Source organism: Streptomyces sp. NPDC007095, from assembly GCF_040634475.1.
Lineage (GTDB): Bacteria > Actinomycetota > Actinomycetes > Streptomycetales > Streptomycetaceae > Streptomyces.
Genome location: NZ_JBEYFS010000046.1, coordinates 40099 through 60570 on the forward strand (window position 1 = coordinate 40099; position 20472 = coordinate 60570).

Annotated in this window: 11 protein-coding genes and 1 pseudogene; 9 read left to right on the forward strand and 3 right to left on the reverse strand. The window is 70.1% G+C overall.

The window, feature by feature from the left end; translation table 11 throughout:
• Nucleotides 1-70: 70 nt before the first annotated feature.
• Both ABZ656_RS17910 and ABZ656_RS17915 read left to right on the forward strand, forming a co-directional pair.
• Nucleotides 71-3829: an AAA family ATPase gene (locus tag ABZ656_RS17910; protein ID WP_360269002.1), complete on the forward strand. Its 3759-nt coding sequence runs from the start codon at nucleotides 71-73 to the stop codon at nucleotides 3827-3829.
• Nucleotides 3830-4082: 253 nt separating this feature from the next.
• Nucleotides 4083-5501 (forward strand): sugar porter family MFS transporter, encoded by a 1419-nt coding sequence (locus ABZ656_RS17915; protein WP_101400897.1) that lies wholly within the window; start codon nucleotides 4083-4085, stop codon nucleotides 5499-5501.
• Nucleotides 5502-5588: 87 nt separating this feature from the next.
• On the opposite strand, the gene ABZ656_RS17920 is transcribed toward ABZ656_RS17915, so the two are convergent.
• Together ABZ656_RS17920 and ABZ656_RS17925 are read right to left on the reverse strand one after the other, a co-directional pair.
• Nucleotides 5589-6560 (reverse strand): LLM class flavin-dependent oxidoreductase, encoded by a 972-nt coding sequence (locus tag ABZ656_RS17920; RefSeq protein WP_101400898.1) that lies wholly within the window; start codon nucleotides 6558-6560, stop codon nucleotides 5589-5591.
• A gap of 45 nt (nucleotides 6561-6605) precedes the next feature.
• Nucleotides 6606-7909 (reverse strand): annotated as a pseudogene (locus tag ABZ656_RS17925) (cytosine permease); the annotation flags it as partial.
• A 243-nt stretch (nucleotides 7910-8152) separates the two neighbouring features.
• On the opposite strand from ABZ656_RS17925, the gene ftsY reads away from it, so the two are divergent.
• A complete protein-coding gene (gene ftsY, locus ABZ656_RS17930) occupies nucleotides 8153-9361 on the forward strand; it encodes a signal recognition particle-docking protein FtsY (protein WP_101400900.1) in 1209 nt (402 codons plus the stop codon).
• A gap of 94 nt (nucleotides 9362-9455) precedes the next feature.
• Here the strand turns inward: ftsY and ABZ656_RS17935 are convergent, their stop codons facing one another.
• Nucleotides 9456-10118, reverse strand: a complete 663-nt coding sequence (locus tag ABZ656_RS17935; protein WP_360269007.1) for a bifunctional DNA primase/polymerase — start codon at nucleotides 10116-10118, stop codon at nucleotides 9456-9458.
• A gap of 458 nt (nucleotides 10119-10576) precedes the next feature.
• Between ABZ656_RS17935 and ABZ656_RS17940 the strand changes: the two genes are divergently transcribed.
• From ABZ656_RS17940 to ftsH, 6 genes are all read left to right on the forward strand, one after another.
• Complete coding sequence (locus tag ABZ656_RS17940; protein WP_101400902.1) at nucleotides 10577-12052, forward strand: hypothetical protein; 1476 nt, start codon at nucleotides 10577-10579, stop codon at nucleotides 12050-12052.
• Between the two features lie 337 nt (nucleotides 12053-12389).
• Nucleotides 12390-13727 carry an ammonium transporter gene (locus ABZ656_RS17945; protein ID WP_067371081.1) on the forward strand — a complete coding sequence of 446 codons (1338 nt, stop codon included), beginning with the start codon at nucleotides 12390-12392 and terminating at the stop codon, nucleotides 13725-13727.
• On the forward strand, nucleotides 13724-14062 hold the full coding sequence (locus tag ABZ656_RS17950; RefSeq protein ID WP_054235369.1) for a P-II family nitrogen regulator: 339 nt from the start codon (nucleotides 13724-13726) through the stop codon (nucleotides 14060-14062). Before ABZ656_RS17945 ends, ABZ656_RS17950 begins: the two co-directional genes overlap by 4 nt.
• 26 nt (nucleotides 14063-14088) lie before the next feature.
• Complete coding sequence (locus ABZ656_RS17955) at nucleotides 14089-16539, forward strand: [protein-PII] uridylyltransferase (RefSeq protein ID WP_360269012.1); 2451 nt, start codon at nucleotides 14089-14091, stop codon at nucleotides 16537-16539.
• A 162-nt stretch (nucleotides 16540-16701) separates the two neighbouring features.
• On the forward strand, nucleotides 16702-18255 hold the full coding sequence (gene ffh / locus ABZ656_RS17960; protein WP_101400904.1) for a signal recognition particle protein: 1554 nt from the start codon (nucleotides 16702-16704) through the stop codon (nucleotides 18253-18255).
• Nucleotides 18256-18430: 175 nt separating this feature from the next.
• A complete protein-coding gene (gene ftsH, locus ABZ656_RS17965; RefSeq protein WP_101400905.1) occupies nucleotides 18431-20368 on the forward strand; it encodes an ATP-dependent zinc metalloprotease FtsH in 1938 nt (645 codons plus the stop codon).
• The last annotated feature ends 104 nt before the right edge of the window (nucleotides 20369-20472 follow it).

Genomic DNA, 20472 nt, shown 5'->3' on the forward strand with positions numbered 1-20472 from the left:
CCCTGCACGTTCATGGGTGAAACCGTGGGTTCATGGAGTGAGACCGGCCCGAAAGGTAGAGTCCGGCGGCGTGCACCTCAAGGCCCTGACCCTGCGCGGGTTCAAGTCGTTCGCCTCGGCGACCACGCTGCGGTTCGAGCCTGGCATCACCTGTGTCGTGGGCCCCAATGGTTCGGGCAAGTCCAATGTCGTGGACGCCCTGAGCTGGGTCATGGGTGAGCAGGGGGCCAAGTCGCTGCGCGGCGGCAAGATGGAGGACGTCATCTTCGCCGGCACCACCGGGCGGCCGCCGCTCGGCCGGGCCGAGGTGTCCCTGACCATCGACAACTCCGACGGGGCGCTGCCCATCGAGTACGCCGAGGTCACCATCACGCGGATCATGTTCCGCAACGGCGGCAGCGAGTACCAGATCAACGGTGACACCTGCCGTCTCCTCGACATCCAGGAACTGCTGTCCGACTCCGGCATCGGCCGCGAGATGCACGTCATCGTCGGTCAGGGCCAGCTCGACTCCGTCCTGCACGCCGACCCGATGGGCCGGCGCGCGTTCATCGAGGAGGCGGCGGGCGTCCTCAAGCACCGCAAGCGCAAGGAGAAGGCGCTGCGGAAACTGGACGCGATGCAGGCGAACCTGGCCCGCGTCCAGGACCTCACCGACGAACTGCGCCGCCAGCTCAAGCCGCTGGGCCGGCAGGCCGCCGTCGCCCGTCGCGCCGCCGTCATCCAGGCCGACCTGCGTGACGCCCGCCTGCGCCTTCTCGCCGACGATCTCGTACGACTGCGGCAGGCGCTCCGGTCCGAGATCGCCGACGAGGCAGCGCTCAAGCAACGCAAGGAAACCGCCGAGGCCGAACTGAAGAAGGCGCTCCAGCGGGAGGCCCTCCTGGAGGACGAGGTCCGGCAGCTCACGCCCCGGCTCCAGCGCGCCCAGCAGACCTGGTACGAGCTCTCGCAGCTCGCCGAGCGGGTGCGCGGCACGATCTCGCTGGCCGACGCGCGGGTGAAGAGCGCCATTTCGGCGCCCGCCGAGGAGCGGCGTGGGCGCGACCCCGAGGACATGGAGCGCGAGGCGGCGCGGATCCGTGAGCAGGAGGCCGAGCTGGAAGCGGCCCTGGAGGCGGCCGAGCACGCCCTGGAGGACACGGTCGCGCACCGGGCCGAACTGGAGCGCGAGCTCGCCGTCGAGGAGCGCCGCCTCAAGGATGTGGCCCGCGCCATCGCCGATCGCCGCGAGGGTCTGGCCCGTCTCAACGGCCAGGTCAACGCCGCCCGTTCACGGGCCGCCTCCGCCCAGGCCGAGATCGACCGGCTCGCCGCTGCCCGTGACGAGGCCCAGGAGCGGGCGTTCGCCGCGCAGGAGGAGTACGAGCAGCTGAAGGCCGAGGTCGACGGCCTGGACGCGGGCGACGCGGAACTGACGGAGCGGCACGAGGCGGCCAAACGGGCGCTGTCCGAGGCGGAGACCGCGCTGAGCGCCGCCCGTGAGGCGGCCACGGCGGCCGAACGCAGGCGCGCCGCCACCCAGGCCCGCCACGAGGCCCTCGCCCTCGGTCTGCGCCGCAAGGACGGCACGGGGGCGCTCCTGGGGGCCAGGGACCGTCTCACAGGGCTCCTCGGCCCCGCCGCCGAGCTGCTGTCCGTCACCCCCGGCCACGAGGTCGCGCTCGCCGCCGCCTTCGGTGCCGCGGCGGACGCCATCGCCGTCACCACCCCCGCCTCGGCCGCCGAAGCCATCCGCCTGCTGCGCAAGCAGGACGCGGGCCGCGCGGCCCTGCTGCTGGCCGGGGCTCCGGAGGAGGCGGGGGTACACGAGACCAAGGGCATCGACGGCAACGGGCAGCACCGGACGGCGGCTGACAACGCTTCCGGTGCGGTGCCCGTCGGCGGTCACCCCGACGGGCGTGACGCATCCGGCGGCGCGGGACCCTCCGCGGCCTTTCTGGGCGACACAACCGCAAGGGCCGCCTCCGGGGCCCTGACTCCGAACGCCACCCCCGGTGACGTAGCGCCGCAGACGGCCCTCACCGGGCCGCCGTACGCCGCCGACCTCGTCCGTGGTCCCGCCGAGCTCATGCCCGCCGTACGGCGGCTGCTGCGCGGGATCGTCGTGGTCGGCACCCTCGAGGACGCCGAGGACCTGGTCTACGCACGGCCGGAGTTGACCGCGGTCACCGCCGAGGGGGACCTGCTCGGAGCGCACTTCGCGCACGGCGGGTCCGCCGGGGCGCCCAGCCTTCTCGAAGTGCAGGCGTCCGTCGACGAGGCGGCTGCCGAGCTCGAGGAGCTCGCCGTGCGGTGCGAGGAACTCGGCGCGGCGCAGCACCGGGCCGCAGAGGAGCGGGGGGAGCGGGCCGCGCTCGTCGAGGAGCTGGGGGAACGGCGGCGGGCCGCCGAGCGTGAGAAGTCGTCCGTGGCGCAGCAGTTGGGGCGGCTGGCCGGGCAGGCGCGCGGCGCGGCCGGGGAGGCCGAGCGGAGCACCGCCGCCGCGGCGCGGGCGCAGGAGGCGCTCGACCGGGCCGCGGAGGAGGCAGAGGAGCTGGCCGAGCGGCTCGCGGTGGCCGAGGAGATGCCCGTCGAGGAGGAGCCCGACACGGCCGTACGGGATCGGCTCGCCGCGGACGGCGCGAACGCGCGGCAGACCGAGATGGAGGCCCGCCTCCAGGTGCGCACGCACGAGGAGCGGGTGAAGGGGCTCGCGGGGCGGGCCGACGGGCTCGACCGGGCCGCACGGGCGGAACGTGAGGCACGCGCGCGTGCGGAGCAGCGGCGGGCGCGGCTGCGGCACGAGGCGGCGGTCGCCGAGGCCGTCGCCTCCGGAGCGCGGCAACTCCTCGCGCACGTCGAAGTGTCGCTGCGCCGGGCGGAGGAGGAGCGCACCGCCGCCGACACGGCCAAGGCCCGCCGTGAGCAGGACCTCGTCGCAGCGCGCAACGAAGGCCGCGATCTCAAGGCGGAGCTCGACAAACTCACGGATTCGGTTCACCGCGGCGAGGTACTCGGTGCCGAGAAGCGGCTGCGGATAGAGCAGCTGGAGACGAAGGCGCTGGAGGAGCTCGGTGTCGAACCGGCGGGGCTTGTCGCGGACTACGGTCCGGACCAGCTCGTGCCGCCCTCGCTGCCCGCCGAGGGCGAGGAACTGCCCGAGGATCCGGAGCACCCGCGCAACCAGCCCCGGCCCTTCCACCGCGCTGAGCAGGAGCGACGGCTCAAGTCGGCCGAGCGGGCCTACGCGCAGCTGGGGAAGGTCAACCCGCTGGCGTTGGAGGAGTTCGCCGCGTTGGAGGAGCGTCACAAGTTCCTCAGCGAGCAGCTGGAGGACCTCAAGAAGACGCGGGCCGATCTGCTGCAGGTGGTGAAGGAGGTCGACGAGCGTGTCGAACAGGTCTTCACAGAGGCGTACCGGGACACCGCGCGTGAGTTCGAGGGTGTCTTCAGCAGGCTGTTTCCGGGAGGGGACGGGCGGCTGATCCTGACCGACCCCGACAACATGCTCACCACGGGTGTGGACGTCGAGGCGCGGCCCCCCGGCAAGAAGGTGAAGCGGCTGTCCCTGCTGTCCGGTGGGGAGAGGTCCCTCACCGCCGTCGCACTCCTTGTGTCGATCTTCAAGGCGCGGCCCAGTCCGTTCTATGTGATGGACGAGGTGGAGGCGGCGCTCGACGACACCAACCTGCAGCGGCTGATCCGGATCATGCAGGAGCTGCAGGAGGCCTCGCAGCTGATCGTGATCACGCACCAGAAGCGGACGATGGAGGTCGCCGACGCGCTGTACGGCGTCTCCATGCAGGGCGACGGTGTGTCGAAGGTCATCAGCCAGCGGCTGCGCTAGATGCGTGTAGTGCGCACCGGTCATGACCTGGGCTTCTAGTTGAGTTCAAGTAGTGAATGCACGATGACCGCTTGGGTGCGAAAAATTCACAGCTGCCGAACTGTTGACTTCGAAACTTGAAGGCATAGTCTCTGCAACGTTGCTTTTACCTTCAGGTGGTGGGAGGCGTGAACTTGTGCGCCACTGGTACCACCACCGAAGGGCTTGCCCCCACACCCCCGGCAGCGAGGCCGGGTGGCCCGAGGAGTTACACGTGACCAGCACCGCGCAGGCACCCCAACCAGGAGCCAGGACGGCTCACCCCGAACATCTCGGGCATGTCATCTTCATCGCGGCGGCGGCCGCAATGGGCGGCTTCCTTTTCGGTTACGACAGCGCCGTGATCAACGGTGCCGTCGAGGCCATCCGGAGCCGATACGACATCGGCTCGGCAACCCTGGCCCAGGTCATCGCCATCGCGCTGATCGGCTGTGCCATCGGCGCCGCGACCGCGGGCCGCATAGCCGACCGCATCGGCCGCATCCGATGCATGCAGATCTCCGCCGTCCTCTTCACGGCCAGCGCCGTCGGTTCCGCGCTGCCGTTCGCGCTGTGGGACCTCGCCTTCTGGCGCATCATCGGCGGATTCGCCATCGGTATGGCCTCCGTCATCGGCCCCGCCTACATCGCCGAAGTCTCCCCGGCCGCGTACCGCGGACGCCTGGGCTCCTTCCAGCAGGCCGCGATCGTCATCGGCATCGCCATCTCGCAGCTGGTCAACTGGGGCATCCTGAACGCCGCCGGCGGCGACCAGCGCGGCAAGCTGATGGGCATCGAGGCCTGGCAGGTCATGCTCGGCGTCATGGTCGTCCCGGCCGTCCTCTACGGCCTGCTCTCCTTCGCGATCCCCGAGTCGCCGCGCTTCCTGATCTCCGTGGGCAAGGAAGACCGCGCCCGTGAGGTGCTCAAGGAGGTCGAGGGCGACAAGATCGACCTGAAGGCCCGCGTCGCCGAGATCGAGCACGCCATGAAGAGCGAGCACAAGTCGACCTTCAAGGACCTGCTCGGCGGCAGCTTCTTCTTCAAGCCGATCGTCTGGGTCGGCATCGGCCTCTCGGTCTTCCAGCAGTTCGTCGGCATCAACGTCGCGTTCTACTACTCCTCGACGCTGTGGCAGTCGGTGGGCGTCGACCCCTCGGAGTCGTTCTTCTACTCGTTCACGACGTCGATCATCAACATCATCGGCACCGTGATCGCGATGATCTTCGTGGACCGGATCGGCCGTAAGCCGCTGGCCCTCATCGGTTCCGTCGGTATGGTCATCGGTCTCGGACTCGAGGCCTGGGCCTTCTCGTACGACCTCGTCGACGGCAAGCTGCCGGCGACACAGGGCTGGGTCGCCCTCATCGCCGCGCATGTCTTCGTCCTCTTCTTCGCCCTGTCCTGGGGTGTCGTGGTCTGGGTCTTCCTCGGCGAGATGTTCCCGAACCGGATCCGCGCCGCCGCCCTTGGCGTCGCCGCCTCCGCGCAGTGGATCGCCAACTGGGCCATCACCGCGAGCTTCCCGTCGCTGGCCGACTGGAACCTCTCCGCGACCTACGTGATCTACACGATCTTCGCCGCGCTCTCCATCCCCTTCGTGCTCAAGTACGTCAAGGAGACCAAGGGCAAGACGCTGGAGGAGATGGGCTGAGCCTCCTGAAGAGGCCCCGAGACTCGAGGAGAAGGGCCAAGTCCCCGCTGCCCCTCTCCTCGTACCCGTAAGACGTACTGCCCCGGCTCACTCCCCGAGCCGGGGCAGTACGTCTTCGCAGAACAGGTGCAGGCTGCGCCAGCCCTCGTCGATCGGCATCCCGCCGGACAGCGGGTGCAGCACGTGGTTGTCGAGACCCTGCGCCACGCACTGGTCGGGCGTCAGGATCCGGTACACGCCCTCCGCGCGCAGTTCCTCGACCGTTGTGGCAGCCGACTTCACGGCCGAGCGGATGTCACCGGACTGCCAGGAGGCGTACGTCCGTGCCTCGTGCAGGAAGTGCCCGCCGTACTCGGCCCACGCCCGGTCCGGGTCCTCGGCGATGTGCAGCAGAGGGGTCTCGGCGGCGGGCATCATGGTCCAGCCCTCGGTGCCGTACTCGACGAGCCGCTCCTTGTAGTACGTCTCCAGCCCAGGGAGGTGCGCGCTGGGGAAGAAGGGGAGCCCGAGCCGGGCGGCGCGCCGGGCCGCGGCCCTGGACGAGCCGCCGACCAGCAGTAGCGGGTGCGGATCGGAGAACGGGCGCGGTGTGATCCGTACCGTACGGTCCCGGTAGGTGAACTCCTCGCCGGTCCACGCCTTCAGCACCGTCTCCAGGAGTTCGTCCTGAAGCGCCCCGCGCCGCTTCCAGTCGACGTCGAAAAGGGCGTACTCCTCGGGCCGGTAGCCGATGCCCGCGACGGTGACGAGACGGCCGCCGCTGAGCAGGTCGAGCACGGCGATGTCCTCGGCGAGGCGCAGCGGATCGTGCAGCGGGCCGATGACGGCGGAGACGGTGACCGCGAGATGCCGGGTCGCTCCGAAGACCGCGCCCGCGAACGCGAACGGCGAGGGCAGCCAGTTGTTGGCGACGCCGTGGTGTTCCTCGGTCTGCACGGTGGTGATGCCGCGGTCGTCGGCGTAGGCGGCCATCTCGATGGCCGCCTTGTAGCGGGCACTCAGCGACGCGGGGGTGGCGGCGGGGTCGACGAGGTTGAAGCGCACGACGGTTACGGGCATGGAAGCCCCCCTTCGGTGTGGAGGGGGACGGTAGCTGACGGTACGTCAGACAGCCATAGTCGCGGACCCTTTCGCGGGCTGCGCCGCGGGCGCCACCGCGGGCTTCGGCAGCACCACGTACAGCAGGAAGGAGACGGCGACGGTCGCCACCCAGCCGAGGCCGTACTCGCCGACGGGGTTGTCCGACGCCGGCGGACCCGTGAACCAGTCGGACGTGCTGAACAGCAGGCCCGAGCCGAGCCCGAGCGCCCAGGCGGCGACCGCGGCCGGACCGAAGCCGCCCCGGTACCAACAGGCGCTGGTGCGCGTGGTGCCGAGCAAGGCCGGCGCGTACTCCTCGCGGCGCAGCATGTCCGCGCCGAAGACGCCGACCCAGGCCGAGAAAGAGACCGCGAGCAGCGACAGGAACGCGATGAACGAGCCCATGAAGGAGGTCGCCACCAGCATCAGGACACCGTCGAGGACCAGTGAGATCACGGCGTTGACCGCGACCGCCCGGTGCCGCGACACCCTGATGCCGAGGGTCTGCGCGGTGAAGCCCGCCGAGTACATCGACATCGCGTTGATCAGCAGCATGCCGACCAGGGCGATGAACAGGTAGGGCACCGCGATCCACAGCGGCAGGATCGTGCCGAGGAAGGAGACCGGGCCGCGGCCGAGGCCAGGTCCGGCGTCGAGACCGCCATCACCGCGCCCATCGGGATCAGAGGGAGTACGACGATGCCGGCGCCGCCCAGCGAATTGCGCACGATCGCCGCCGACGAGGCCGTCCGCGGCAGACAGCGCGTGAAGTCCGGCGCCGACTGCGCCCAGCTGATGCCACCCGCCGCGATCAGTCCGACCCCCGTGATCATCAGGGATGCCGGGCCGGCGGGCTGCCCGAAGACCCTGCCCCAGTCGGTGTCAGCGACCAGATGGCCGAGGACGAGCACGGAGAAGCCGCCGAAGAGGCACGTCGCCCATGTGCTGCACGTCCGGACGGCGCTGATGCCGAGGCCCGAGATCGCGAACGTCGTGACCACGAAGGCCGGCAGCGTAGCGACCATCAGGAACGTGGTGCTCCTGATGCCGAAGAGCACGTTCAGGACGGTGAACAGGGCGTAGGAACCCGTCACCGCGTTGATCGTCTCCCAGCCCCAGCGAGCGGTCCAGATCAGCGAACCCGGCAGGAGGTTCCCGCGCTGGCCGAAGACCGCGCGGGACAGGGGCATGGCGGGAGCGCCGCCCCGCTTGCCCGCGATGCCGGCCAGACCCACCAGGCCGTACGACACGACCGGCGCCGCGAGACCGACGGCCAGGGCCTGCCAGAAATTGAGTCCGAAGAAGACGGCCGACGTCGCACCCATGGTCGGCGACACGTCGATGTGACGGCGAGGGTGTGTCACGGTCCACGGTATGGGCCGTGACACGCCCTGGGCACGCTGCGCGCACCCGACGCGTCCTTTCGCGTACTGGACGCGTTGTGACTCCACCGCTGAGGGGCTTCCCGGCCGACGCGAGGTCGGGCGGCGGGCCGGCCCGACCCGTAGGACATGCGGCCCTACGCGGACAACGAACGGTCGAGCGGGTGGTCGCGCCATACTGGGCTTGTTATGGAAACCGTCATCCTTGCTGTAGTCATCGCCGTGGTCGTGATCGGCGCGCTCGGCGGGCTCGTCATCGGCAGTCGCCGCAAGAAGCAGCTGCCCCCGGCGCCCCCCACCACGCCCGACATCACCGCCCCTCCGGCCGAGCCGCACGTCGGCGACGAGGCCGAGATCCCGCACGACGAAGAGCGCCGGACGATAGAGGAGGTGGATCTCCCGGACGGCTCGGCCGCGCCGGTCGTCGTCGAGGAACCCGCACCCGTTGTCGAAGTCCCCGCGATCGAGATCCCGGAGCCGACCGCCGGCCGTCTGGTCCGGCTGCGTGCCCGCCTCTCCCGCTCGCAGAACGCGCTCGGCAAGGGGCTGCTCACGCTCCTCTCGCGCGAGCACCTCGACGAGGACACCTGGGAGGAGATCGAGGACACGCTGCTGACCGCTGACGTCGGCGTGCAGCCCACCCAGGAGCTGGTCGAGCGGCTGCGCGAGCGCGTGAAGGTGCTCGGTACCCGGACGCCCGACGAGCTGCGCACCCTGCTGCGCGAGGAACTGCTGCAGCTCCTCGTCCCCGAGTTCGACCGGACGGTCAAGACCGACTCGAACCTCGACACCCCTGGCATCGTGATGGTCGTCGGTGTCAACGGCACCGGGAAGACCACCACCACCGGCAAGCTCGCCCGCGTACTCGTCGCCGACGGCAAGAACGTGGTGCTCGGCGCCGCCGACACCTTCCGTGCCGCCGCCGCCGACCAGCTGCAGACCTGGGGTGAGCGCGTGGGCGCCCGTACTGTGCGGGGCCCCGAGGGCGGCGACCCCGCCTCGATCGCCTTCGACGCGGTCAAGGAGGGCATCGAGGAGGGCGCCGACGTCGTCCTCATCGACACCGCCGGACGACTTCATACCAAGACCGGGCTCATGGACGAGCTCGGCAAGGTCAAGCGTGTCGTCGAGAAGCACGCCCCGCTCGACGAGGTGCTGCTCGTCCTCGACGCCACGACCGGACAGAACGGTCTGGTGCAGGCCCGCGTCTTCGCCGAGGTCGTCGACATCACCGGCATCGTGCTGACCAAGCTCGACGGCACCGCGAAGGGCGGCATCGTGATCGCGGTCCAGCGCGATCTGGGAGTGCCGGTCAAGCTGGTGGGTCTGGGCGAGGGCGCGGACGATCTGGCGCCGTTCGAGCCGGAGGCGTTCGTTGACGCCCTTATCGGAGAGTGACCCCCACCTCCCGAAGTTGGTAGGTGGTTCAGGAAGCGTCCGCCCCCGAGGTGCAGTTCGGGGGGCGGGCGCTTTGCTGTGTACGGCGTTGTCGCTAGGCGCGCGACCGGTGCGCCACGTACGCCAGCGTCCCCAGCAGCAACCGTGCCTGCGGCGGCTTCGTCGCCGAGTCCAGGGCGGGGGAGCGCAGCCAGCGGACCGGACCCAGGCCGGCGCGGTCGGAGGGCGGGGCGGTGACGTACGTACCGGGGCCGAGGCCGTGCAGGTCGAGGGAGGCGTCGTCCCAGCCCATCCGGTAGAGCAGCTCGGGGAGCTCGGCCGCGGCGCCGGGGGCGACGAGGAAGTGGGCGCGGCCGTCCGGGGTCGCGGTGACCGGCCCCGTGGGCAGTCCCATCCGCTCCAGACGGACGAGCGCGCGGCGACCGGCGGCCTCGGCGACCTCGATGACGTCGAACGCGCGGCCGACCGGGAGCATCACCGCGGCACCCGGGAACTCGCCCCAGGTCTCGGAGACCTCGTCGAGCGTGGCGCCCGCTTCGAGCACCGGTGCGAAGTCCAGCGGATGCGCCCCCGGCGCGGGGCAGCCGGTCTTGCCACAGGAGCACGCGCCCGCGGCGGCCCGGGCGCCGGGGACCACGTCCCAGCCCCACAGCCCGGTGAACTCGGCCACTGCGGTGCACTCCGACGAGCGGCCGCGGCGACGGGTGCCGGGCCGGCTTTCGCGCATCCCCCGACTGCTGCCGATCGTGAAGCCCATGCCCCCTCCAACGGGTTCGACGCACCGACGGTTACGCCTTGAACGCGGAACATTACTCAGTGTGTTCCCGTCCCCGGATGTCACGTGATTGGCGACGCGATCCCGGCGGCGTCCGGAAGCGTCCCGGGTGGTGCACCCGGCGGCGTGCGCCCCCGAATGCATCGCAGCGCCACTTCTGGCTGTCCTATGTCAAGTGAATCGCGTACAGGCGATCTGGAGTTCATTCGAAGGGGTGGCGAATGGTGGCGTTTCCGGGATCGCCATGGCTGGACGCGTGATCGTAGGATTACTTTGAGTGCACGAGTCCTGGGGACGTATGCACTCGTGGGTATGCCGGAGGCAACTCGGCTTCCCGTTCGAAGGGTGAGAACCGCCGGACGTGCGGCCGTATTTACCGGCATTCTGATAGGGCTTGGCGCACGCAGCGTACAAGTGGTCTCAGGGATGGGGGCGTTCCAGTGGGCGGCAACGGCGGAAGCGGTACGAACGCTGACAAGCGCCCGAATGAGCTGTTGGGCTCGTGGTTCGTGCGCAGTGGCTGGTCGAAGGGCGAGCTGGCGCGGCAAGTGAACCGAAGGGCCCGCCAGTTGGGGGCCAATCACATCTCCACGGACACCTCCCGGGTGCGCCGCTGGCTGGACGGCGAGAGTCCGCGCGAGCCGATTCCGCGGATCCTGTCCGAGCTGTTCTCCGAGCGGTTCGGCTGTGTGGTCGCCGTCGAGGACCTCGGCCTGCGCGCCGCCCACCAGTCACCGTCCGTGTCGGGTGTCGACCTGCCCTGGACCGGCCCGCAGACCGTGGCGCTGATCAGCGAGTACTCGCGCAGTGACCTGATGCTGGCGCGGCGCGGCTTCCTCGGCAGTTCGCTGGCCCTCGCCGCGGGCCCCGCCCTCATCGAGCCCATGCAGCGCTGGCTGGTGCCCTCGCCCGCCGCGCCCCAGGAGGAGCCGGAGTCCCCGGCCGCCGCGCGCCGCCCCGGCCGGCTCTCCCAGCCCGAGCTGGACCTTCTGGAGTCCACCACGGTGATGTTCCGCCAGTGGGACGCCCAGTGCGGCGGCGGTCTGCGCCGCAAGGCGGTAGTCGGCCAGCTGCACGAGGTGACCGACCTGCTCCAGGAGCCGCAGCCCGGGGCGACCAGCAAACGCCTGTTCAAGGTCGCCGCCGAGCTGGCCGAGCTGGCGGGCTGGATGAGCTACGACGTGGGGCTGCAGCCCACCGCGCAGAAGTACTTCGTGCTCGCCCTGCACGCCGCCAAAGAGGCGGGCGACAAGCCGCTGGGCTCGTACATCCTCTCCAGCATGAGCCGCCAGATGATCCACCTCGGCCGGCCCGACGACGCGCTCGAACTCATCCATCTGGCCCAGTACGGGAGCCGTGACTGCGCGAGCCCGCGCACCCAGTCCATGCTGTATGCGATGGAGGCCCGCGCCTACGCGAACATGGGCCAGCCCGGAAAGTGCAAGCGGGCCGTCCGGATGGCCGAGGACAGCTTCGAGGACGTTCACGAGTGGGACGACCCGGACCCCGACTGGATCCGCTTCTTCTCGCTGGCCGAGCTGCACGGCGAGAACTCGCACTCCTACCGCGACCTGGCCTACGTCGCGGGCCGCAGCCCCACGTACGCCTCGCTCGCCGAGCCCCTGATGCAGCAGGCCGTCGACCTCTTCGCCAAGGACGGCGAGCACCAGCGTTCGTACGCACTCAATCTCATCGGCATGGCCACCGTGCACCTGCTGCGGCGCGAGCCCGAGCAGAGTGCGGTATCGGCCAAGGACGCGATGGCGATCGCCAAGAAGGTGCGCTCCGAGCGCGTCAACACTCGTATCCGAAAGACGGTCGACACGGCCGTCCGCGACTTCGGTGACCTCGCCGAGGTCGTGGACCTCACCGAGCAGCTCGCCGTCGACCTTCCCGAGACCGCGGAAGCGGTCTGAGCGCGGGCCGCGGAAGCGGTCCGATCCCAGTACCCCGGCCACGGCCGGTCGTCCCGAACCGCCCGACTCGGCTCCCCCATGCCAGGTCATCGGACGACCAGCCGTGGCCGGTTTGTTTGCCTTCTGGGAAGGTTGCGCCACGATAACGATCGCTCCGCCCGGTATCAGCCAGTTCATGTAGGCGTAACACGCGAGGTGCCTTCGTCACTGCGGCGAAACATCGAGGGGCGTCGACGGAAACCGCGCTGCGTCAATCTCATGGCGCATAACCGGCCCACCCCTCATGACCGCTCAGGCTTCGCCCGCACGGGGCCGTACCAACGACGAGGAGACGCCGATGGCACCAGCCATCACGCTAGCCGCAGAAGCTCCCAAGCTCTCGGCCGCCAACACCGGGTTCATGCTCATCGCTTCCGCCCTGGTGCTGATCATGACCCCCGGCCTCGCCTTCTTCTACGGAGGCATGGTCCGTGTCAAGAGCACCCTGAACATGCTGATGATGAGCTTCATCAGCATGGGGATCATCACGATCCTGTGGGTGCTGTACGGCTTCTCGCTCGCCTTCGGCACGGACAAGGGTTCGTTCATCGGCTGGACCTCGGACTGGGTCGGCCTCAGCAACATCGGCCTGACGGAGCTGTGGCCGGGGTACACCATCCCGATCTTCGTCTTCATGGTCTTCCAGCTGATGTTCGCCATCATCACGCCCGCGCTGATAAGCGGTGCGCTGGCGGACCGGGTGAAGTTCACGGCGTGGTCGCTGTTCATCGCGCTGTGGGCCACGGTCGTCTACTTCCCCGTCGCCCACTGGGTCTGGGGCACCGGCGGCTGGGCGTTCGACCTCGGCGTGATCGACTTCGCCGGTGGCACGGCGGTCCACATCAACGCGGGTGCCGCGGCGCTCGGCGTGATCCTGGTCATCGGCAAGCGCGTCGGCTTCAAGAAGGACCCGATGCGTCCGCACAGTCTCCCGCTGGTGATGCTCGGCTCCGGTCTGCTGTGGTTCGGCTGGTTCGGATTCAACGCCGGTTCGTGGCTCGGCAACGACGACGGCGTCGGTGCGCTGATGTTCGTCAACACGCAGATCGCCACCGCGGCCGCCATGCTGGCCTGGCTCATCTACGAGAAGATCCGCCACGGCGCGTTCACCACGCTGGGCGCCGCCTCCGGCGCGGTCGCCGGTCTGGTCGCCATCACCCCGTCCGGTGGCGCGGTCTCCCCGCTCGGCGCGATCGCCGTCGGTGCCATCGCCGGTGTGGTGTGCGCCATGGCCGTCGGCCTCAAGTACAAGTTCGGCTACGACGACTCCCTCGACGTGGTCGGCGTGCACCTCGTCGGCGGTGTCATCGGCTCCCTGCTGATCGGTTTCTTCGCCAGCGGCAAGGGCCAGTCCACCGTCGAGGGCCTCTTCTACGGCGGCGGTCTCACCCAGTTCTGGAAGCAGTGCGCCGGTGTCTTCGCCGTCCTCGGCTACTCCCTGGTCGTCTCCGCGATCCTCGCCTTCATCATCGACAAGACGATGGGCATGCGGGTCACCGAGGACGAGGAGATCGCCGGCATCGACCAGGCCGAGCACGCCGAGACCGCATACGACTTCAGTGGAGCGGGCGGCGGCATCGTCGGCGGCTCGGTTTCCGCCCTCGCGGGTACGGAGAGCAAGAAGGTGGACGCATGAAGCTCATCACCGCCGTCGTGAAGCCCCACCGGCTCGACGAGATCAAGGAGGCCCTGCAGGCCTTCGGGGTGCACGGTCTCACGGTCACGGAGGCCAGCGGCTACGGTCGGCAGCGGGGACACACCGAGGTCTACCGTGGTGCCGAGTACACCGTCGACCTGGTCCCCAAGATCCGCATCGAGGTGCTGGCCGAGGACGACGACGCCGAACAGCTGATCGACGTCGTCGTGAAGGCGGCCCGTACCGGCAAGATCGGTGACGGCAAGGTGTGGTCCATCCCGGTCGAGACGGCCGTCCGCGTCCGGACCGGCGAGCGCGGCCCGGACGCGCTCTAAACAAAGAAAAGAACAGGAGCCACTGGGTGACGAGTACGGGCATGCGTACGGAAGCAGAGGACTCGGGACCCAGCGGCTACGCGGCGGCCCGGCTGCGCCTCCTCCAGGAGGGGGCGCAGTCCGGGCCGCCGCGCCGTGCTGCCCTCGCCGGACTCACGGACGAGTGGCTGACCGGCTTGTTCAGCGCCGGCACCGAGGGTCTGCGCGGCGTCTCACTCGTCGCCGTCGGCGGCTACGGCCGCGGCGAACTCTCCCCACGCAGCGACCTCGACCTGCTGCTCCTGCACGACGGCGCCGACTCCGGCGCGGTCGCCGCCCTCGCCGACCGCATCTGGTACCCCATCTGGGACCTCGGCCTGGCCCTCGACCACTCGGTGCGTACGCCCGGGGAGGCACGCAAGACCGCGGGCGGGGACCTCAAGGTGCAGCTCGGCCTGCTGGACGCCCGCCACATCGCGGGCGACCTCGGCCTCACCGCCGGATTGCGTACGGCCATCCTCGCCGACTGGCGCAACCAGGCGCCGAAACGTCTCCCCGAACTCCAGGAGCTGTGCGCCGAGCGCGCCGAGCGCCAGGGCGAGCTGCAGTACCTCCTGGAACCGGACCTGAAGGAGGCTCGCGGCGGCCTGCGCGACGCCACCGCCCTGCGTGCCGTCGCCGCCTCCTGGCTCGCGGACGCGCCCCGTGAGGGCCTCACGGACGCCCGTCGCAGGCTCCTGGACGTCCGTGACGCCCTCCACCTGACCACCGGCCGCGCCACCGACCGCCTCGCGCTCCAGGAGCAGGACCAGGTCGCCGCCGAACTCGGACTCCTGGACGCCGACACCCTCCTGCGCCAGGTGTACGAGGCCGCGCGCGTCGTGTCTTACGCCAGTGACGTCACCTGGCGCGAGGTCGGGCGCGTGCTCAAGTCGCGCGCAGTGCGGCCACGGCTGCGCGCCATGCTCGGCGGCGGTGCCAAGCCCGCCGTGGAGCGCTCACCGCTCGCCGAGGGTGTGGTCGAGATGGACGGCGAGGTGGTACTCGCCCGCGCCGCGCGCCCCGAGCGCGACCCCGTACTCCCGCTGCGTGCCGCGGCCGCCGCCGCGCAGGCCGGGCTCCCGCTCTCCCTGCACGCCGTACGGCGCATGGCCGCCGTCGCGCGTCCACTGCCCACACCCTGGCCCGCCGAGGCCAGGGAACAGCTCGTCACGCTGCTCGGCTCGGGCCGCCCGACCATCGAGGTCTGGGAGGCACTGGAGGCCGAGGGCCTGATCACCCGGCTCCTGCCCGACTGGGAGCGGGTGCGCTGCCGCCCGCAGCGCAACGCCGTACACATCTGGACCGTCGACCGCCATCTCATCGAGACGGCCGTCCGCGCCTCCGAACTGGCCCGCCGCGTGGGCCGCCCCGACCTTCTGCTCGTCTCCGCCCTGCTGCACGACATCGGCAAGGGCTGGCCCGGTGACCACTCCGTCGCCGGCGAGATCATCGCCCGGGACGTGGCCGCCCGCATCGGCTTCGACCGCGCCGACGTGGCGGTGCTGGCCACCCTCGTACGCCACCACCTGCTGCTCATCGACACCGCGACCCGACGCGACCTGGAGGACCCGGCGACCGTCCGGTCGGTCGCCGAGGCCGTCGGATCGCAGGGCACCCTCGAACTGCTGCACGCCCTCACTGAGGCGGACGCGCTGGCCACCGGGCCCGCGGCCTGGTCCTCCTGGCGCGGATCCCTCGTCGCCGACCTGGTCAAACGGGTCGTCGCCGTGCTCGCCGGAGACGCCCCCGAGGAGCCGGAGGCCGCCGCGCCCACCGCCGAGCAGGAGCGGCTCGCCATCGAGGCGTTCCGCACCGGCGGCCCCGTACTGGCACTGCGCGCGCAGACCGAACCGCCCACCGGGGAGGATCCCACCGGCGATCCCGAGCCCCTGGGCGTGGAACTGCTCATCGCCGTACCCGACCAGTCCGGAGTGCTCCCCGCGGTCGCCGGTGTCCTCGCGATGCACCGCCTGACCGTGCGCACGGCCGAGCTGCGCGCCCTGGACCTGCCCGACGGCGTCGAGGGCTCGGTGCTGCTGCTCAACTGGCGGGTCGCCGCCGAGTACGGCTCCCTGCCACAGGCCGCCCGGCTGCGCGCCGACCTCGTGCGCGCCCTGGACGGCTCCCTGGACATCGCGGCCCGGCTCGCCGAGCGCGACGCCGCCTATCCGCGCCGCCGGGGCACGATCGCGCCGCCGCCCCGGGTGACGGTCGCCTCCGCCGCCTCCCGTCACGCGACGGTCATCGAGGTCCGCGCCCACGACGCTCCCGGTCTGCTGCACCGCATCGGCCGGGCGCTGGAGGACGCGAGCGTATGGGTGCGCAGCATGCATGTCTCCACCCTCGGCGCCAACGCCGTGGACGCCTTCTACGTGACCGGCCCCAAGGGTGCGCCCCTGCCGGCGGAGGAGGCGGTCTCGGTGGCGCGTGGGCTGGAGGAGATGCTGCGGGGATGACCTCGTGACAGATGCCGCGGGAGTGACCTCGCGGTCTTCTCTCCGTCCATCGCGCGCGGTCGCTGTCGGGTATTCACACCGGGCAGGGGCCACCAACCCTTTTCGGGCAGATACCCTGGAGGGCAACCCAAACCGCCCCCGACTCCGAGGACCGACGCCACCGTGTTCGATACCCTCTCAGACCGCCTGAGCGCGACTTTCAAAAACCTCCGCGGGAAAGGCCGGCTCTCCGAGGCGGACATCGACGCCACGGCCCGCGAGATCCGCATCGCGCTCCTCGAAGCCGATGTGGCCCTGCCGGTCGTGCGGACCTTCATCAAGAACGTCAAGGAGCGCGCTCTCGGCTCCGAGGTCTCCAAGGCGCTGAACCCGGCCCAGCAGGTCCTGAAGATCGTGAACGAGGAGCTCGTCACGATCCTCGGCGGCGAGACCCGCCGCCTGCGGTTCGCCAAGAACCCGCCCACCGTGATCATGCTCGCGGGTCTTCAGGGTGCGGGTAAGACCACGCTCGCCGGAAAGCTCGGCAAGTGGCTCAAGGACCAGGGCCACTCCCCGCTGCTGGTCGCCGCCGACCTCCAGCGCCCGAACGCCGTGAACCAGCTGAGCGTCGTCGCCGAGCGTGCCGGTGTGGCCGTCTACGCGCCCGAGCCCGGCAACGGCGTCGGTGACCCGGTCAAGGTCTCCAAGGACTCCATGGAGTTCGCGAAGACCAAGGTCCACGACATCGTGATCGTGGACACCGCCGGCCGTCTCGGTATCGACCAGGAGCTGATGCAGCAGGCCGCGGACATCCGCGACGCCGTCAGCCCCGACGAGATCCTCTTCGTCGTCGACGCGATGATCGGTCAGGACGCGGTCAACACCGCCGAGGCCTTCCGCGACGGCGTCGGGTTCGACGGCGTCGTCCTGTCGAAGCTCGACGGTGACGCCCGCGGTGGCGCCGCGCTCTCCATCGCCTCGGTCACCGGCAAGCCGATCATGTTCGCGTCGAACGGCGAGAAGCTCGACGACTTCGACGCCTTCCACCCGGACCGGATGGCCTCCCGCATCCTCGACATGGGTGACCTGCTCACCCTGATCGAGCAGGCGGAGAAGACGTTCAGCCAAGAAGAGGCCGAGAAGATGGCCTCCAAGCTGGCGTCCAAGAAGGGCCAGGACTTCACCCTGGACGACTTCCTGGCCCAGATGGAGCAGGTCAGGAAGATGGGCAGCATCAGCAAGCTGCTCGGCATGCTCCCGGGCATGGGCCAGATCAAGGACCAGATCAACAACCTCGACGAGCGCGACATCGACCGCACGGCCGCCATCATCAAGTCGATGACGCCGGGCGAGCGCCAGGAGCCGACGATCATCAACGGCTCGCGCCGCGCCCGTATCGCCAAGGGCTCGGGTGTAGAGGTCAGCGCGGTCAAGAACCTGGTCGAGCGCTTCTTCGAGGCCCGCAAGATGATGTCCCGCATGGCGCAGGGCGGCGGCATGCCCGGGATGCCCGGGATGCCGGGCATGGGCGGCGGCCCCGGCCGTGCCAAGAAGAAGCAGAAGGTGGCCAAGGGCAAGCAGCGCTCCGGCAACCCGATGAAGCGCAAGCAGCAGGAGGAAGAGGCCGCGGCGCGCCGTGAGGCCGGTGCCCAGCCGGGCGGCGCCTTCGGTCTGCCGGCCGGGCAGCAGGCCGAGGACTTCGAGCTGCCGGACGAGTTCAAGAAGTTCATGGGCTGATGGTTCGTTTCCGTACGGGTCTTCCGTACGGGTCTTCCGTACGGGTCTTCCGTGCGGGGTTGTTCTCGTACGGGGTCGTTCTCGTACGTCACTGGGGGCGCCCCTCGCTGGAGGGGCGCCCCCAGTGGCATTTTCTGCGCATGCTGGCGAGCATTTCGTGTCGTAACGTCCTAATATGAGCAACCCTGTGCCGCCGCGCAAGGACCCTGACCAGCCGTGGCGTACCGAGGGAACGCCACCGGACTCGACCGGTCCGCCCTCCGGGCGAAGGAAGATGCCCGGTGGCTGGATCGGCCTCGTCGTCGCCGTCCTGGTCGTGTTCGTGATCGCCCTCCTGGCGCTGTCCTTCTTCAATGAGGGCACCGAGCCGACGATCTCGTACACGGAGTTCAGCAAGCAGGTCGGCAACGACAACATCACCAAGATCTACTCCAAGGGCGACGCGATCCAGGGCCAGCTCAAGACGGCCCAGGCCAATCCGGACGGCGGCGGGAAGTACACCAAGTTCAAGACCCAGCGCCCGTCCTTCGCGGACGACAAGCTCTGGCAGAACCTGGAGAAACACCAGGTCACGGTGACCGCCTCACCAGTGGTCCAGCAGCGCAGCTTCCTCTCCAACCTGCTGATCTCCCTGGCCCCGATCGTGCTCCTGGTACTGCTGTGGATGTTCTTCGCCCGGCGGCTGCGGACGGGCATCGGTGGCCCGGGTGGCATGCTCGGCCGCAAGGCACCCCCGAAACCGGTCGAACTGCAGCCCGGCGCCCAGCGCACGACCTTCGCCGACGTGGCCGGAATCGACGAGGTCGAGGGCGAACTGAACGACATCGTCGACTTCCTCAAGAATCCGGACGCGTACCGCAAGATGGGCGCGAAGATGCCGCGCGGTGTGCTCCTCGCGGGTGCGCCCGGCACGGGAAAGACCCTGCTCGCGCGCGCCGTGGCGGGGGAGGCGGGCGTTCCGTTCTTCTCGGCCTCGGCATCGGAGTTCATCGAGATGATCGTGGGCGTGGGCGCGTCCCGGGTCCGGGAACTCTTCGCCGAGGCCCGAAAGGTGGCCCCCTCGATCATCTTCATCGACGAGATCGACACCATCGGGCGGTCCCGGGCCGGTGGCTCGGCGATGGGCGGCCACGACGAGCGCGAGCAGACCCTGAACCAGATCCTCACCGAGATGGACGGCTTCTCGGGCTTCGAGGGCGTCATCGTCATCGCGGCGACGAACCGTGCGGACATCCTGGACCCGGCGCTGACCCGCCCCGGCCGCTTCGACCGGATCGTCAACGTCGCGCCCCCCGACCGCCGAGGCCGTGAGGCGATCCTGCGGATCCACACCCGCGAGATCCCGCTGTCCCCGGAAGTGGACCTGGCCCAGGTGGCCCGCACGACGCCCGGCATGACCGGTGCGGATCTGGCCAACCTCGCCAACGAGGCGGCGCTGCTCGCCGTCAAGCGCAAGCAGGACGAGGTGGCGCCGCCGGACCTCTCCGAGGCGCTGGAGAAGGTGCAGCTCGGTGCGGAGCGTTCCCTGGTGATGCCCTACGAGGAGCGCCGCCGGACCGCGTACCACGAGAGCGGCCACGCCCTTCTCGGCATGCTGCAGCCGGGTGCCGACCCGGTTCGCAAGATCACCATCGTCCCGCGCGGGCGCGCGCTGGGCGTCACGCTCTCGACACCGGACACCGACCGGTACTCGTACACCGAGGAGTACCTGCGCGGTCGGATCATCGGTGCCCTGGGGGGCATGGCCGCCGAACACGTCGTCTACGGAGTCGTCACGACCGGCTCCGAGAACGACCTCGAACAGGTAACCAACGTCGTTCGCGGCATGGTCGCCCGCTGGGGCATGAGCGAACGGGTCGGCCGCCTCTCCGCCCTCCCGAACGACGCCCAGCAGGCCTACGGCCTCGCCGCCGCGCCCGCCACCCTCGACTCCATCGACCACGAGATGCGGCGCATCGTCGACGAGTGCTACGAGGAGGCGTGCCAGAAGCTCCGCGACCACCGGGACCAACTGAACGCCCTCGCGGAGGCCCTCCTCGCGAACGAGACGCTGGAGGAGGCACAGGCGTACCGGATCGCCGGCGTGACGCGCGTGAAGAAGGAGGAGGTGTGAGACTCCGCCCCGGATCTGTCCGGCTGCGGGTGGGTGGGGGTTGCTCGCGCAGTTCCCCGCGCCCTTTCTCAGGGGCGCGGGGAACTGCGCAATCTTTTGGCGGG

What these genes read in the sequence shown, in the direction of transcription:
- ABZ656_RS17920 (WP_101400898.1), bottom strand. Translation starts at nt 6,560, where the DNA reads ATGCCCGTAACCGTCGTGCGCTTCAACCTCGTCGACCCCGCCGCCACC.
- ftsY (WP_101400900.1), top strand. Translation starts at nt 8,153, where the DNA reads ATGGAAACCGTCATCCTTGCTGTAGTCATCGCCGTGGTCGTGATCGGC.
- ABZ656_RS17935 (WP_360269007.1), bottom strand. Translation starts at nt 10,118, where the DNA reads ATGGGCTTCACGATCGGCAGCAGTCGGGGGATGCGCGAAAGCCGGCCC.
- ABZ656_RS17945 (WP_067371081.1), top strand. Translation starts at nt 12,390, where the DNA reads ATGGCACCAGCCATCACGCTAGCCGCAGAAGCTCCCAAGCTCTCGGCC.
- ABZ656_RS17950 (WP_054235369.1), top strand. Translation starts at nt 13,724, where the DNA reads ATGAAGCTCATCACCGCCGTCGTGAAGCCCCACCGGCTCGACGAGATC.
- ftsH (WP_101400905.1), top strand. Translation starts at nt 18,431, where the DNA reads ATGAGCAACCCTGTGCCGCCGCGCAAGGACCCTGACCAGCCGTGGCGT.